The sequence below is a fragment of the Pseudomonas sp. LF-5 genome (assembly GCF_037626295.1).
GTDB classification, from domain to species: domain Bacteria; phylum Pseudomonadota; class Gammaproteobacteria; order Pseudomonadales; family Pseudomonadaceae; genus Aquipseudomonas; species Aquipseudomonas monsensis.
Genome location: NZ_JARKMT010000002.1, coordinates 278,053 through 293,044, shown reverse-complemented (window position 1 = coordinate 293,044; position 14,992 = coordinate 278,053). Strand labels below are relative to the sequence as shown.

Here is a 14,992-nt window from a genome sequence, read left to right as displayed (position 1 = left end):
CTTTTACTTATGAGGGTTGTAGACATGGCAACTATTTTTGATCCGATCAAACTCGGCGACGTCGAACTGGCCAACCGCATCATCATGGCCCCGCTGACTCGCTGCCGCGCCGACGAAGGCCGTGTGCCTAACGCGCTGATGGCCGAGTACTACGTACAACGCGCCTCTGCCGGCCTGATCCTGTCCGAAGCCACCTCGGTGACACCGATGGGCGTCGGTTACCCGGACACCCCGGGTATCTGGTCCAATGACCAGGTGCGTGGCTGGGCCAACGTGACCAAGGCCATTCACGCGGCCGGCGGCAAGATCTTCCTGCAACTGTGGCACGTTGGCCGTATCTCCCACGAGTCGTACCTGAACGGTGAAACCCCGGTTGCGCCGAGCGCGATCCAGCCTAAAGGTCACGTCAGCCTGGTGCGTCCAATGGCTGACTACCCAACCCCGCGCGCTCTGGAAACCGCTGAAATCGCCGACATCGTCGACGCTTACCGCACCGGTGCCGAAAACGCCAAGGCTGCTGGTTTCGACGGCGTGGAAATCCACGGTGCCAACGGTTACCTGCTCGACCAGTTCCTGCAAAGCAGCACCAACCAGCGTACCGACCTCTACGGCGGCTCCCTGGAAAACCGCGCCCGTCTGCTGCTGGAAGTGACTGACGCGGCGATCGAAGTCTGGGGCGCTGGCCGCGTCGGTGTGCACCTGGCACCGCGCGCCGATTCCCACGACATGGGCGATGACAACCTGGCGGAAACCTTCACCTACGTCGCCCGTGAGCTGGGCAAACGCGGTATCGCGTTCATCTGCTCCCGCGAGAAAGAAGGCGCCGACAGCCTCGGCCCACAACTGAAGGAAGCCTTCGGTGGCCCGTACATCGCCAACGAACGTTTCACCAAAGACAGCGCCAACGCCTGGCTGGCGGCTGGCAAGGCAGATGCCGTGGCCTTCGGCGTGCCGTTCATCGCCAACCCGGATCTGCCGGCACGCCTGAAGGCGGATGCGCCGTTGAACGAGGCGCGTCCAGAGCTGTTCTACGCCAAAGGCCCGATCGGCTACATCGACTACCCGACTCTGTAAGCCGTAAGGTTGGAAGACAAAAGCCCCCGACTCGTGAGAGCCGGGGGCTTTTTTGTTCGCCTGAAGATTGATTGGGTGGCTGAGTACGTGGCCCCTCACCCCCGCCCCTCTCCCAAGGGCGAGGGAGCAGATCTGTGTGCTTTTCAAATCTGGAGTTCGGCCCTGATATCTCAGGTCGGTGTAACTCGAATGAACAACACGGTCAGTCACCTCTCCCTCTGGGAGAGGGTTAGGGTGAGGGCAGCAGCCAACACTTGTTCACACAGAAGACACAAATTCCCTACAAAATGCGTAGCTCTCTACGTATAAACTCCCTGCCGCGAACGTATATAAAAGCCGGCCAATTGACATAGGCTGTGCCAATTACGCATTTTGTTTCATTTGCGCAGGCTGGGGCTCAGGCGCAGCATATCCAACCCTGTATCGACCCAACGCTCGGCCTCGGCATGCAGCTCAAAGCTGTCCGGCGCCAGAAGCCATCCATACAGGAGGCCATCAATATAGCCATGAATACTGATGGCCGCACGGGCGGTGTCGAGATCTTCCGGCAACTGGCCGCGATTGACCGCATTACGCAAGGTCAGCGCGATGCGCTCATTGCAATCGAGACTGACTTCCCGGCGCTGCTGACGCAGATCGCACATTTCATCGGTGAACTCGCACTTATGAAACAGAATTTCGTTGATACGCCGGGTTTTCGGGTCCAGCGCAACTTGATGAAACAAATGAATCAGCAATTGGCGCATGCAGCCCAGCGGATCCAGCTCATCCTCACTTTCACTGGCCCGAGCCAGCTCATCCAGCGGTTCCCGCAAGGAGTCGAGCATGGCCTGTACCAGATCGGCCTTGTTGCTGAAGTGCCAATAAATAGCACCGCGCGTGACGCCGGCCAACGCCGCAATATCCGCCAGGGTGGTGCGCGCAACGCCCCTTTCATAAAAAGCTTTCTCCGCCGCTTCCAGAATCTGGCTACGGGTTTCTTGAGCTTCCTCTTTGGTACGACGGACCATGGCAGTAAAACCTCAAACAGGATGTTTCAGGGATGGCTGAATATCCGCTGAATAAAGAGGGGGCGATCTCTCGTGAATCGGCTCCCCGGCCTACAATTTCAAACCTTGCGACGCGTTTTGTAACAGGGTGGGTACAACGCCAAGGTGTTTACAAACAACCATGAACGTAAGTATATTCCTTAGCAAGCTACTTATCCACCCGGAAGCCGTTTTTTACCCTTCCACACTTCTTGTGCGTTTTTCGCGCGCCTGACCCGAGGATTTTCATGCAATTCAAGCCAGCTGTTACCGCTCTGGTCACTGCCGTCGCCCTGGCATCGCTGCTCAGCGGATGTAAAAAGGAAGAAGCGGCTCCAGCCGCTCCGCCTCCTCAGGTCGGCGTCGTCACCCTGCAACCACAAGCGTTCACCCTCACGTCCGAACTGCCGGGGCGCACCAGTGCGTACCGCATTGCTGAAGTTCGACCGCAGGTCAACGGCATCATCCTCAAGCGTCTGTTCAAGGAAGGCGGCGACGTCAAAGCCGGCCAGCAGCTGTATCAGATTGACCCGGCGGTCTATGAAGCGACCCTGAAAAGCGCCGAAGCCAGCCTGCGTTCGACCAAGTCGATCTCCGACCGCTACAAGCAACTGGTCGATGAGCAGGCCGTGAGCCGTCAGGAATACGACACCGCCGTGTCCAACCGTATGGAATCGGAAGCGGCGTTGCAGAGCGCACAGATCAACGTGCGTTACACCAAGGTGTACGCGCCGATCTCCGGGCGAATCGGCCGCTCTTCGGTCACCGAAGGTGCCTTGGTGAGCAATGGTCAAACCGACGCCATGGCCGTGATCCAGCAATTGGACCCGATCTACGTTGACGTCACCCAGTCCTCGGTGGAGCTGCTGGAGCTGCGCCGCGAACTGGAAAGCGGTCGTCTGCAAAAGGCTGGCGACAACGCCGCCACCGTCAAACTGACCCTGGAAGACGGCAGCCAATACAAGCTCGACGGTAAGCTGGAATTCTCCGAAGTGTCGGTCGACCAGACCACCGGTTCGGTGACCCTGCGCGCCGTGTTCCCGAACCCGGATCACACCCTGTTGCCAGGCATGTTCGTCCACGCCCAGTTGCAGGCAGGTGTGAACAGCGCAGCTATCCTCGCTCCGCAGCAAGGCGTGACCCGTGACCTCAAAGGCACGCCGACCGCACTGGTCGTCGGCCCGGACAACAAAGTCGAGTTGCGTCAGTTGAAGGCCAGCCGCACTGTCGGCAGCCAGTGGCTGATCGAAGACGGTTTGAAGGCCGGCGATCGCCTCATCACCGAAGGGCTGCAATTCGTCAAACCGGGCGTCGAGGTCAAACCGACCGAAGCGACCAACGTCGGCACCAAAAACCCGGCCCCCGCTCAGGCAGCTGACAAAGCCGCTGGCGGCAAAGGGGAGTAACTCATGTCGAAATTTTTTATCGACCGTCCGATTTTCGCCTGGGTAATCGCCCTGGTGATCATGCTGGTCGGGGCACTCTCGATCCTGAAACTGCCGATCAACCAGTACCCGAGCATTGCGCCTCCGGCCATCGCGATCTCCGTGACCTACCCGGGCGCTTCGGCGCAAACCGTGCAGGACACCGTGGTCCAGGTGATCGAGCAGCAGCTCAACGGTATCGACAACCTGCGTTATGTGTCCTCGGAAAGTAACTCCGACGGCAGCATGACCATCACCGCGACCTTCGAGCAAGGCACCAACTCCGACACCGCGCAGGTTCAGGTTCAGAACAAGCTGAACCTGGCCACCCCGCTGCTGCCGCAGGAAGTGCAGCAACAAGGTATCCGCGTCACCAAGGCAGTGAAAAACTTCCTCCTGGTGATCGGCGTGGTGTCGCGTGACGGCAGCATGACCAAGGACGACTTGTCCAACTACATCGTGTCGAACATGCAGGACCCGATCTCGCGGACCGCCGGTGTCGGTGACTTCCAGGTCTTCGGTGCCCAGTACGCGATGCGCATCTGGCTCGACCCGGCCAAGTTGAACAACTTCAACCTGACCCCGATCGACGTGAAGACTGCCATCGCGGCGCAGAACGTCCAGGTCTCGTCTGGCCAGCTCGGCGGCTTGCCTGCCGTGCAGGGTCAGCAACTGAACGCGACGATCATCGGCAAAACCCGTCTGCAAACGGCCGAGCAGTTCAAAGAGATTCTGCTCAAGGTCAACAAGGACGGCTCGCAGGTTCGCCTCAAAGACGTCGCCGACGTCGGCCTCGGTGGTGAGAACTACGCGATCAGCGCCCAGTTCAACGGCAGCCCGGCTTCCGGCCTGGCAGTCAAACTGGCCAACGGCGCCAACGCCCTCGACACCGCCAAGGCCCTGCGTAATACCATCGACAGCCTGAAGCCGTTCTTCCCGCCAGGCATGGAAGTGGTGTTCCCGTACGACACCACGCCGGTGGTGACCGAGTCGATCAAGGGTGTGGTTGAAACCCTGGTCGAAGCGATCGTGCTGGTGTTCCTGGTGATGTTCCTGTTCCTGCAAAATTTCCGCGCCACGGTCATCACCACAATGACCGTGCCGGTGGTACTGCTCGGTACGTTCGGCATCCTCGCCGCCGCCGGTTTCAGCATCAACACCCTGACCATGTTCGGCATGGTGCTGGCCATCGGCTTGCTGGTGGACGACGCCATCGTCGTGGTGGAAAACGTCGAACGGGTGATGAGCGAGGAAGGCCTGTCACCGAAGGAAGCGACCAAAAAATCCATGGGCCAGATCCAGGGGGCCCTGGTCGGTATCGCCCTGGTGCTGTCGGCGGTACTGTTGCCGATGGCGTTCTTCGGCGGCTCAACCGGGGTGATCTACAAGCAGTTCTCCATCACCATCGTTTCGGCCATGGCGTTGTCGGTACTGGTTGCCCTGATCTTTACCCCTGCGCTGTGCGCCACCATGCTCAAGCCGATTCCCCATGGCGAGCACGGCATACCGAAAAAAGGCTTCTTCGGCTGGTTCAACCGTGGATTCGACCGCAGCGTCAAAAGCTACGAACGAGGCGTGGGCAATATCCTGCGTCACAAGGCCCCGTACCTGCTGGCTTACGTGATCATCTTCGTAGGGATGATCTGGCTGTTCCTGCGCATACCGTCCTCCTTCCTGCCGGAAGAAGACCAAGGCGTACTGTTTGCCCAGGTGCAGACACCGGCCGGTTCCAGTGCCCAGCGCACGCAGGTGGTCGTGGATGAAATGCGTGAGTTCCTGCTGCGTCCGAGCAAGGATGGCGGCGAAGGTGACGCGGTCTCGTCGGTGTTCACCGTCACCGGCTTCAACTTCGCCGGCCGTGGTCAGAGTTCGGGTATGGCGTTCATCATGCTCAAGCCGTGGCACGAGCGGAACGCCGACAACAGCGTGTTCAAACTCGCCGCCCGTGCCCAGCAGCACTTCTTCAGTTTCCGCGATGCAATGGTGTTTGCCTTCGCCCCGCCTGCGGTTCTGGAATTGGGTAACGCCACCGGATTCGACGTGTTCCTGCAGGACCGTGCCGGTATCGGCCATGATCAACTGATGGCCGCTCGCAACCAGTTCCTCGGCATGGCAGCGCAAAGCAAAGTGCTGTCGCAGGTGCGTCCAAACGGTCTGAACGACGAGCCGCAGTTCCAGCTCGAAATCGATGACGAGAAGGCCAGTGCACTGGGTATCACCATCAGCGACATCAACAACACCCTGTCGATTGCGCTGGGCAGTAGCTACGTCAACGACTTCATCGACCGCGGTCGCGTGAAGAAGGTGTATGTCCAGGGCCAGCCGGATTCGCGGATGAGCCCGGAAGACCTGAAGAAGTGGTACGTGCGCAATGCCTCCGGCACCATGGTTCCGTTCTCGGCGTTCGCCAAGGGTGAGTGGATCTACGGGTCGCCGAAGCTGTCGCGTTACAACGGCGTGGAAGCGATGGAAATCCTCGGGGCCCCGGCACCGGGCTACTCCACCGGTGAAGCGATGGCTGAAGTCGAGGCAATCGCTGCCAAGCTGCCTAAAGGTGTCGGTATTTCCTGGACCGGACTGTCCTATGAGGAACGTCTGGCAGGCTCGCAGGCTCCGGCGCTGTTTGCGCTGTCGTTGCTGATGGTATTCCTGTGTCTGGCGGCGCTGTACGAGAGCTGGTCGATCCCGATCGCCGTTGTGCTCGTAGTGCCGTTGGGGATTATCGGGGCATTGCTCGCCACCAGCCTGCGCGGCCTGTCCAACGACGTGTACTTCTTGGTGGGTCTGTTGACCACCATTGGTCTGGCGGCGAAAAACGCTATTCTGATCGTCGAGTTCGCCAAGGAGCTGCACGAGCAGGGTAACAGCCTGATCGACTCCGCAGTCGAAGCGTGCCGCATGCGTCTTCGCCCGATCATCATGACGTCCCTGGCGTTCATTCTGGGCGTCGTGCCACTGGCCATCTCCACCGGGGCCGGCTCGGGTAGCCAGCATGCCATCGGTACTGTGGTAATCGGCGGTATGATCACCGCCACGATCCTGGCGATCTTCTGGGTCCCACTGTTCTTCGTCACGGTTTCGTCCCTCGGCCAGCGCAAAATCGCCGACCAGGACGAGACGACTGAAACCCCTAAAGAGGCTGGCCAATGAGCAAGTCGCTACTCTCCATCGCAGTCGCCGCCTTCGTGCTGAGCGGTTGCTCGCTGATCCCCGATTATCAGCAGCCTGAAGCACCGGTTGCGGGCCAGTACCCGCAGGGCCCGGCGTACTCGCCGGCCCAGGCTCCGGCGCAAGCGGCTGCCGAGCAAGGCTGGAAGCAGTTTTTCCATGACCCGGCCCTGCAACAGCTGATCCAGGTCGCCCTGGAAAACAACCGCGACCTGCGTGTCGCGGCGCTGAACATCGACGCCTATGCGGCTCAATACCGCATCCAGCGTGCCGATCTGTTTCCGGCGGTGTCGGCCAATGCCAACGGCAGCCGTCAGCGGGTTCCGGCCCGTGCCTCGCAGACCGGTGAAGCGTCGATCAGCAGCTCCTACTCCGCTACCGTCGGCATCAGTGCCTACGAACTCGACTTGTTCGGTCGCGTTCGCAGCCTGAGCGAACAAGCGTTGCAACAATACTTCGCCACCGAAGAAGCACGGCGCAGTACCCAGATCAGTCTGGTGGCCAGCGTGGCCAACGCCTACCTGACCTGGCAAGCGGACAAGGAACTGCTCAAGCTGACGCAGGACACCCTCGGTGCCTTCGAGGAAAGCTACAAGCTGACCAGCCGCAGCAACGAAGTCGGCGTGGCTTCGGCACTCGACCTGGCGCAGTCGCGTACTTCCGTGGAAAACGCCCGGGCCCAACTGGCGCGTTATACCCGCCAGGTCGCGCAGGACGAAAACAGCCTGACCCTGCTGCTCGGCACCGGCATCCCGGCCAACCTGCAAGGGGCGAAGCCGCTGTCGGATGACCTGCTCAGCGACGTACCGGCCGGTCTGCCATCGGACTTGCTGCAACGTCGTCCGGACATCCTGCAAGCCGAGTACAACCTGAAGGCGGCCAACGCCAACATCGGCGCGGCCCGTGCCGCGTTCTTCCCGAGCATCAGCCTGACCGCCAACGCGGGTAGCTTGAGCCCGGACCTGTCCGGTCTGTTCAAGGGTGGTTCGGGGACGTGGCTGTTCCAGCCGCAGATCAACCTGCCGATCTTCAACGCCGGCAGCCTGCGCGCCAGCCTCGACTACGCCAAGATCCAGAAGGACATTGGCGTGGCGAACTACGAGAAGTCGATTCAGACCGCCTTCCAGGAAGTCGCCGACGGCCTGGCGGCACGCCAGACCTACACCGAGCAGTTGCAGGCGCAGCGTGACTTCGTCGCGGCCAACCAGGATTACTACCGCCTGGCCGAGCGTCGTTACCGCATCGGTGTCGACAGCAACCTGACCTTCCTCGATGCCCAGCGTCAGCTGTTCAGTGCGCAACAGTCACTGATCACCGACCGCCTCGCGCAGCTGACCAGTGCGGTCAACCTGTACAAGGCCTTGGGCGGCGGCTGGAATGCGCAGACCGCGCAGAACGAAGCGCTGAAAGAAGAAGCACCGAAGATGAAGCTGTTCTGATCATCTTCAGGTGAAAACAGGAAGCCCACCGATTGGTGGGCTTTTTGTTGCCTGTCAAAACGCTGTGGTGTCCGACCCGGCCCCATCGCTGGCAAGCCAGCTCCCACAGATTTATCTGGGGGTCTGCAAATGTGTGTTCACTGAAGATCCTTGTGGGAGCTGGCTTGCCAGCGATGGGGCCTTATCAACCCCCACAAAACCCGGCAGAATCTTGCGTTCGATAATCGCCCAAAACCCGCTTTCCCCGATTGAAACTCGCCCTTCGCGCCCCGCACCATTCGCTCCACAAAACCAATAACAACAGGTTCGATACCATGCTCCCGCGCCCTGCTCCGTCCGGCTGATCGCTCGCCGCTTCATCCCCAAAAAAATGCAACTTCGTAACTGCCCCGAGAACGGCGGCAACGGATTTCGTTCGACCCCAAAAAATAACAAGAGACCCTGCGATGACCCATCCCATTGCGCCGTATGCAATTCCCGGCCTGATCGCCCTGACACTGGCTGGCGCGGCCCTGCCCGTAGCGGCCGAAGAAGCCGGTTTCATCGAAGGGGCAAAGGTCAACCTCAACCTGCGCAACTTCTACATCAACCGCAACTTCACCAACCCGACCAAGGCCCAGGGCAAGGCTGAAGAATGGACGCAGAGCTTCATCCTCGACGCCAAATCCGGCTTCACCCAAGGCACCGTCGGCTTCGGCATGGACGTACTCGGTTTGTACTCGGTGAAGCTCGATGGCGGTAAAGGCACCGGCGGCACGCAACTGCTGCCGCTGGATCACGACGGCCGTCCGGCAGACAACTTCGGTCGCACCAACGTCGCGTTCAAGGCCAAGCTGTCGCAGACCGAAATCAAGGTCGGCGAATGGATGCCGGTACTGCCGATCCTGCGCTCCGACGACGGCCGTTCGCTGCCGCAAACCTTCCGTGGCGGGCAGATCACCTCGAAGGAAATCGACGGCTTGACCCTCTACGGCGGGCAGTTCCGCGCCAACAGTCCGCGCGACGACAGCAGCATGAGCGACATGTCGATGACCGGCAAAGCGGCGTTCACTTCCGATCGCTTCAACTTCCAGGGTGGTGAATACGTTTTCAACGACAAACGCACGCAGATCGGCCTGTGGAACGCCGAGCTCAAGGACATCTACAGCCAGCAATACGTCAACCTGATTCACAGCCAGCCACTCGGCGACTGGACGCTGGGGGCCAACCTCGGGTTCTTCTATGGCAAGGATGACGGCAGCGCCCGCGCCGGTGACCTCGATAACAAAACCTGGTCCGGAATGTTCTCGGCCCGCTACGGCGGCAACACCTTTTACCTCGGCCTGCAGAAACTCACCGGCGACAGCGCCTGGATGCGCGTCAACGGCACCAGTGGCGGCACCCTGGCCAACGACAGCTACAACGCCAGCTACGACAACGCGCAGGAACGCTCCTGGCAATTGCGCCATGACTACAACTTCGCCGCCATGGGCATTCCCGGCCTGACGCTGATGAACCGCTATATCAGCGGCGACAACGTACACAGCGGAACCATCACCGACGGCAAGGAATGGGGGCGCGAATCGGAACTCGGTTACACCGTGCAAAGCGGCACGCTCAAGGACCTGAACGTGCGGTGGCGCAACTCGACCATGCGTCGCGATTTCAGCAACAACGAGTTCGACGAGAATCGCCTGATCGTCAGCTATCCGATCAGCCTGCTCTAACCCCTTGCAGGAGTGAACCTGCGCACGAAGGCGGCATACCAGCCAACACTGTTGGTGACTGATCTACCGCCCTTGCGAGCAGGCTCACTCCTACAGGGTCGGTGCCATCCGTCAGGATCTGTGGCACATCGCGAGGCCTCGGATAAAGTAAGAAAAACCTGAAGGACTCAGGCGCCACACTCACCCGCTTCCGCTACCCATAGTTGTTGGTCCTCAAGATTTGGCCAGATTGTCATCGGAAGACACTGCTGATCATCGGAGGACCACCTCATGGTCACCCGTTTCTACACCGTGCCCGACTGGGACGCCAAGGCGTACCAGCAGTTTTCCCGCCACCGGCAACGCCCGGTCAACGAATTGCTCGACCGTGTCGAACTGGACGACCCCAAATGCATTTACGACCTCGGTTGCGGCACCGGCATTGCCACGCAACTGCTGGCCGAACGCTGGCCGAGTGCGCAGTTGCATGGCGTCGACAGTTCCGCACAGATGCTCGAAGAGGCGCGTTGCCTGCCAATCAGCGCACTGTGGAAACAATGCGACCTGCTCGACTGGCAACCTGAACAACCGGCCGACCTGCTGCTCGCGGCGGCGGTGTTGCACTTGATCGGTGACCACGAACAGTTGCTGCCCCGTTTGCTGGGCCATCTCAGCCCCGGCGGCTGTCTGGCGGCGCATATGCCGGACTGGCGCGATGCGTTGTGGTATCGCCTGATGCTCGACACGCTTGAGGACTCGGGCCCAGGCCACACGCCCTTGGGCACTGCGCAATTGCGCCAGCGCATGGCCGCGCGACCGTTGCTGTCGCTGGAAGATTACTACCGCTTGCTGGCGCCACTGACCACGTCGCTGGATATCTGGGAAACCGAACAACTGCAGGTGGTGGACGGCAAGTCGCCGATTTATGACTGGGTAAAGGTGTCGGCGCTGCGGTCGGTGATGCAGGCGCTGAACTCAGAGGAACAGGCGCGGTTTATCTACCACTTCATGATGCGCGTGCATGCGCATTATCCGCAGGAGAAAAACGGCAATACGCTGTTTCCGTTCAAGCGGATTTTCATTGTGGCCAGGGTTTAATTCATCAAGGCACCTAACGCTATCGCTGGCAAGCCAGCTCCCACAGCAATGTTCAGTGAACACCATTTTTGTGTACACCCGAAAACCTGTGAGAGCCGGCTTGCCAGCGATGGCGCCATTATTCCCGGGATTCGACGCCTAGCTCATCCCAAACCGATTCGGCCAGATGGAACGTCGCATTGGCCGCCGGAATCCCGCAATAAATCGCACTCTGCATGATCACTTCCTTGATCTCGCTACGGCTCACGCCGTTATTGGCCGCCGCCCGCAGGTGCAGTTTCAGTTCGCCCTCGCGGTTCATGCCAATCAGCATGGCGATGGTGATCAGGCTGCGGGTATGCCGCGGCAACCCCGGTCGCGTCCAGATATCGCCCCAGGCGTGGCGGGTGATCATTTCCTGAAACTCCGAGTTGAACTCGGTCAGGGTGGTGAGGCTGCGATCGACATGCGCATCGCCCAGCACCGCACGGCGAACCTGCATGCCCTCGTCGTAACGTTGTTTCTCGTCCACAAACACTTCCTCACTGAGCCTGCAAAAACGCCAGCACGCGATCACTGAAATCCGCACCGGCCTGCACGTTGGACAAATGCGCCGCATAGAACTCGGCGTACTCGGCGCCGCGCACATGTGCCTGAATGAAATGCCCGCCGGACGGCGGTGTCACCGCATCTTCGGTGCCGGCAATCACCAGCAGCGGCAGGTTGATCGAGGCCAACTGTTCACGGAAGTCGGCATCGCGCACCGCCGCGCAGTTGGCTGCGTAACCTTCAGGCGAGGTGGCCGCGAGCATGTCGGTGATTTTCTTCGCCGCGGCCGGATCGGCCGCTGAAAAGTCCGGGGTAAACCAGCGCGCAATCGACGCATCACGCAGGGCGACCATCGCTGCCGGGCCGTCGCGCAGCACGGTGTCGATGCGCGGATTCCACACCGACGGGTCGCCGATTTTCGCCGCGGTGTTGCACACGATCAATTTGTGCAGACGATGCCCGGCGTTGATCCCCAGCCACTGGCCGATCAAACCACCCATCGACAGCCCGCAGAAATGCGCACGCTCGATGTGCAATGCATCGAGCAGACCCAGCACGTCGCGGCCCAGTTGTTCAATGCTGTAAGGCCCCGCTGTCACCAGCGACTGGCCGTGGCCACGCGTATCAAAACGCAGCACGCGAAAGTGTTCGGTGAACGCCGGCATCTGCGCGTCCCACATGTGCAGGTCGGTGCCCAGTGAGTTGGACAGCACCAGCACCGGCGCCTCGGCCGGGCCCTCCAGTTGATAGTGCAGTTCGCCATCGGCGAGTTGAACGAAAGCCACAGCCCTCTCCTTCAGACAGTCAAAGCGTTGTGTTCGGCCACCGCACGCTCGACCCAGACCTGCGCCTGGCCGAGGTAATGGGCGGGATTCAAAAGATCATCGAGTTCGGCGTGGCTCAACTCGGCAGTCACCTTGGGTTCGTCACCCAATACCGCACGCAAATGCCGTTGTTCGGCCACCGCCCGCTTGCAGCATTGTTCGAGCAAGTGGTGCGCGGTGTCGCGACCGACCCGTTGCGCGAGCACGATGCTCACCGCTTCGGCCAGCACCAACCCTTGGGTCAATTCGAGGTTGCGCGCCATGCGCGCGGCGTCGACTTCCAGGCCAGCGGCGAGCAATTGCGCTTGTTGTAACGCGCCGGACACCAGGCAGCAGATCTCCGGCAGGGTTTCCCACTCGGCATGCCAGAGACCGAGGCTGCGCTCGTGCTCCTGAGGCATGGCGCTGAACAGCGTCGAGACTAGCCCCGGCACCCGGGTCGCCGCGCCGATCAACACCGCCGCGCCCACCGGATTGCGCTTGTGCGGCATGGTTGAAGAACCGCCCTTGCCCGGCGCCGACGGCTCGAACACTTCCGCCGCTTCGGTCTGCATCAACAGACTGATGTCGCGGCCGAACTTGCCAAGGCTGCCGGCGATCAAGCCGAGTACCGCACCAAACTCGACGATGCGATCACGCTGGGTGTGCCACGGTTGCTCGGGCAGCGTCAGTTGCAGTTCTTCGGCCAGGGCTTGCGCAATGGGCAACGCTTGCTCGCCGAGCGCCGCGAGCGTCCCCGACGCACCGCCGAATTGCAGCACCAGCAAGCGCGGCTTGAGTTCACGCAGACGCTGACGGCTGCGAGTCACCGCCCCGAGCCAGCCGGCGATCTTCATGCCGAGGGTCACCGGTGTCGCGTGTTGCAACCAGGTACGGCCGGCCAGTGGCGTGGTGGCGTAACGCTGTGCCTGGGTCGCGAGCGCATCCGCCAGTTGCGCCAGATCGCTTTCGATCAACTCCAGCGCCTGACGCACTTGCAGCACCAGCCCCGAATCCATCACGTCCTGACTGGTGGCACCCAGGTGCACATAGCGTTCTGCTGCAGCGTCGGTGGCAGCAATCTGCTTGCCCAACGCCTTGACCAGCGGAATCGCCGAATTCCCTGCCGTGGCGATGGCCTCACCCAGTGCTGCGAAGTCATACAGACCGGCGTTACAGGCAGCGCCAATCGGGGCAACGGCGGACGCCGGAATCACCCCGACCCGTGCTTCGGCCCGCGCCAGTGCAGCTTCGAAGTCGAGCATCGCCTGCACGCGGCCCTGATCGCAGAACACCTCACGCATATCGCGGGCAGTGAAGTAGGCATCGAACAATTGATTGCCCGGTCGCTGAGTCATAAAAATCCTTGCCGGCGCGGGCCGTGGCGGCCCGCGCCCATCGGGTTAAAGATCGTGGTGCAGATACGCGGCCTGTTTCGGCAAGCGCAGGCTGAACAGAAACGCCACCGCCATCATCACCGTGACGTACCAGTAGAACGCGTTTTCCATGCCCCCGGCTTTCAGGCTCAGGGCAACGTATTCCGCCGAGCCGCCGAAAACCGCGTTGGCCACGGCATAGGCCAGGCCGACGCCGAGGGCGCGCACTTGCGGCGGGAACATTTCGGCTTTCACCAGGCCGCTGATCGAGGTGTAGAAACTGACGATCGCCAGCGCCACGGTGATCAGCACAAACGCCAGAATCGGGCTGCTGACGCTTTTCAGGCTCAACAGAATCGGCACCGTGAACAGCGTACCGAGCGCGCCGAACCAGAGCATCGAATTACGTCGACCGATCTTGTCAGCAAGCATGCCGAACAGCGGCTGCATGCACATATACAGGAACAGCGCGCCGGTCATGATGTAGCTGGCGGTCTTGGCATGCATACCGGCGGTATTCACCAGGTACTTCTGCATGTAGGTGGTGAAGGTGTAGAAAATCAGCGAGCCACCGGCGGTGTAACCGAGCACAGTGATGAACGCGGCTTTGTGATCGCGCAACAGTGCGCGGATGCTGCCGGCGTCCTCGTTCTCGCGCATTTCCTTGCTGCTGGTTTCTTTCAGGGAGCGACGCAGGAACAACGAAATCACCGCCGCCACCGCACCGACCACAAACGGAATCCGCCAGCCGTAGGCACGCAGTTCGTCTTCGCTGAGGAACTGCTGCAGGATTACCACCAGCGACACCGCCAGCAATTGCCCGCCGATCAGGGTCACGTACTGGAACGAGGCGAAGAAGCCGCGCTGGCCCTTGAGCGCGACTTCACTCATGTAGGTCGCGGTGGTGCCGTACTCCCCGCCCACCGACAAACCTTGCAGCAGACGGGCAAACAGCAACAGCAGCGGCGCCCAGACGCCGATGCTGGAATAGGTCGGCAAACAGGCGATGAGCAACGAGCCGAAGCACATCATCAGCACCGAGATCATCATCGAAGTCTTGCGGCCCTTCTTGTCCGCCAGCCGACCGAAAATCCAGCCCCCAATCGGGCGCATCAGGAACCCGGCGGCGAACACCCCGGCCGTGTTGACCAGTTGCACCGTGGGATTGTCGGAGGGGAAAAACGCCGGGGCGAAATAGATCGCACAGAAGGCATAGACATAGAAGTCGAACCATTCGACGAGGTTGCCGGACGAGGCACCGACAATCGCGAAGATGCGCTTGCTGCGCTCCTCGCCAGTGTAATCAGCGGTGGTAGTTGTCATTGTTTTTTACTCTGAAGGGACAGGTGAGAGTCTAGACACACTTTGC

At 60.8% G+C, this 14,992-nt stretch carries 11 protein-coding genes; 6 read left to right on the top strand and 5 right to left on the bottom strand.

Annotation, left to right across the window (positions count from 1 at the left end):
* Nucleotides 1-24 precede the first annotated feature (24 nt).
* The gene (locus PseuLF5_RS08465) at nucleotides 25-1,074 is read left to right on the top strand and encodes an alkene reductase (RefSeq protein WP_123465350.1); all 1,050 of its coding nucleotides are present in this window, start codon (nucleotides 25-27) and stop codon (nucleotides 1,072-1,074) included.
* 377 nt (nucleotides 1,075-1,451) lie between these two features.
* Here the strand turns inward: PseuLF5_RS08465 and emhR are convergent, their stop codons facing one another.
* The gene (emhR, locus tag PseuLF5_RS08460) at nucleotides 1,452-2,084 is read right to left on the bottom strand and encodes an efflux system transcriptional repressor EmhR (protein WP_123465348.1); all 633 of its coding nucleotides are present in this window, start codon (nucleotides 2,082-2,084) and stop codon (nucleotides 1,452-1,454) included.
* A 266-nt stretch (nucleotides 2,085-2,350) separates the two neighbouring features.
* Between emhR and emhA the strand changes: the two genes are divergently transcribed.
* From emhA to PseuLF5_RS08435, 5 genes are all read left to right on the top strand, one after another.
* The gene (gene emhA, locus PseuLF5_RS08455) at nucleotides 2,351-3,508 is read left to right on the top strand and encodes an efflux RND transporter periplasmic adaptor subunit EmhA (RefSeq protein WP_340133348.1); all 1,158 of its coding nucleotides are present in this window, start codon (nucleotides 2,351-2,353) and stop codon (nucleotides 3,506-3,508) included.
* 3 nt (nucleotides 3,509-3,511) lie between these two features.
* Nucleotides 3,512-6,676 (top strand): efflux RND transporter permease subunit EmhB, encoded by a 3,165-nt coding sequence (gene emhB / locus PseuLF5_RS08450; RefSeq protein WP_123465343.1) that lies wholly within the window; start codon nucleotides 3,512-3,514, stop codon nucleotides 6,674-6,676.
* Nucleotides 6,673-8,133 carry an efflux RND transporter outer membrane subunit EmhC gene (gene emhC / locus PseuLF5_RS08445; protein ID WP_123465341.1) on the top strand — a complete coding sequence of 487 codons (1,461 nt, stop codon included), beginning with the start codon at nucleotides 6,673-6,675 and terminating at the stop codon, nucleotides 8,131-8,133. Before emhB ends, emhC begins: the two co-directional genes overlap by 4 nt.
* Before the next feature lie 446 nt (nucleotides 8,134-8,579).
* On the top strand, nucleotides 8,580-9,839 hold the full coding sequence (locus PseuLF5_RS08440) for an OprD family porin (RefSeq protein ID WP_336347002.1): 1,260 nt from the start codon (nucleotides 8,580-8,582) through the stop codon (nucleotides 9,837-9,839).
* A gap of 270 nt (nucleotides 9,840-10,109) precedes the next feature.
* The gene (locus PseuLF5_RS08435) at nucleotides 10,110-10,916 is read left to right on the top strand and encodes a methyltransferase domain-containing protein (RefSeq protein WP_340133347.1); all 807 of its coding nucleotides are present in this window, start codon (nucleotides 10,110-10,112) and stop codon (nucleotides 10,914-10,916) included.
* 118 nt (nucleotides 10,917-11,034) lie between these two features.
* On the opposite strand, the gene pcaC is transcribed toward PseuLF5_RS08435, so the two are convergent.
* Genes pcaC through PseuLF5_RS08415 form a run of 4 tightly spaced genes read right to left on the bottom strand, consistent with a single transcriptional unit; the run spans nucleotide 11,035 to nucleotide 14,946 of the window.
* Nucleotides 11,035-11,427: a 4-carboxymuconolactone decarboxylase gene (pcaC, locus tag PseuLF5_RS08430; protein ID WP_095113833.1), complete on the bottom strand. Its 393-nt coding sequence runs from the start codon at nucleotides 11,425-11,427 to the stop codon at nucleotides 11,035-11,037.
* A 10-nt stretch (nucleotides 11,428-11,437) separates the two neighbouring features.
* Nucleotides 11,438-12,229, bottom strand: a complete 792-nt coding sequence (gene pcaD, locus PseuLF5_RS08425) for a 3-oxoadipate enol-lactonase (protein WP_336347004.1) — start codon at nucleotides 12,227-12,229, stop codon at nucleotides 11,438-11,440.
* Between the two features lie 11 nt (nucleotides 12,230-12,240).
* Entirely contained in the window at nucleotides 12,241-13,605 is a 1,365-nt protein-coding gene (locus tag PseuLF5_RS08420; RefSeq protein ID WP_340133346.1) for a 3-carboxy-cis,cis-muconate cycloisomerase, read from the bottom strand.
* A gap of 45 nt (nucleotides 13,606-13,650) precedes the next feature.
* Nucleotides 13,651-14,946, bottom strand: coding sequence for an MFS family transporter (locus tag PseuLF5_RS08415; protein ID WP_222833516.1), 1,296 nt, complete (start codon nucleotides 14,944-14,946; stop codon nucleotides 13,651-13,653).
* Between the last annotated feature and the right edge of the window lie 46 nt (nucleotides 14,947-14,992).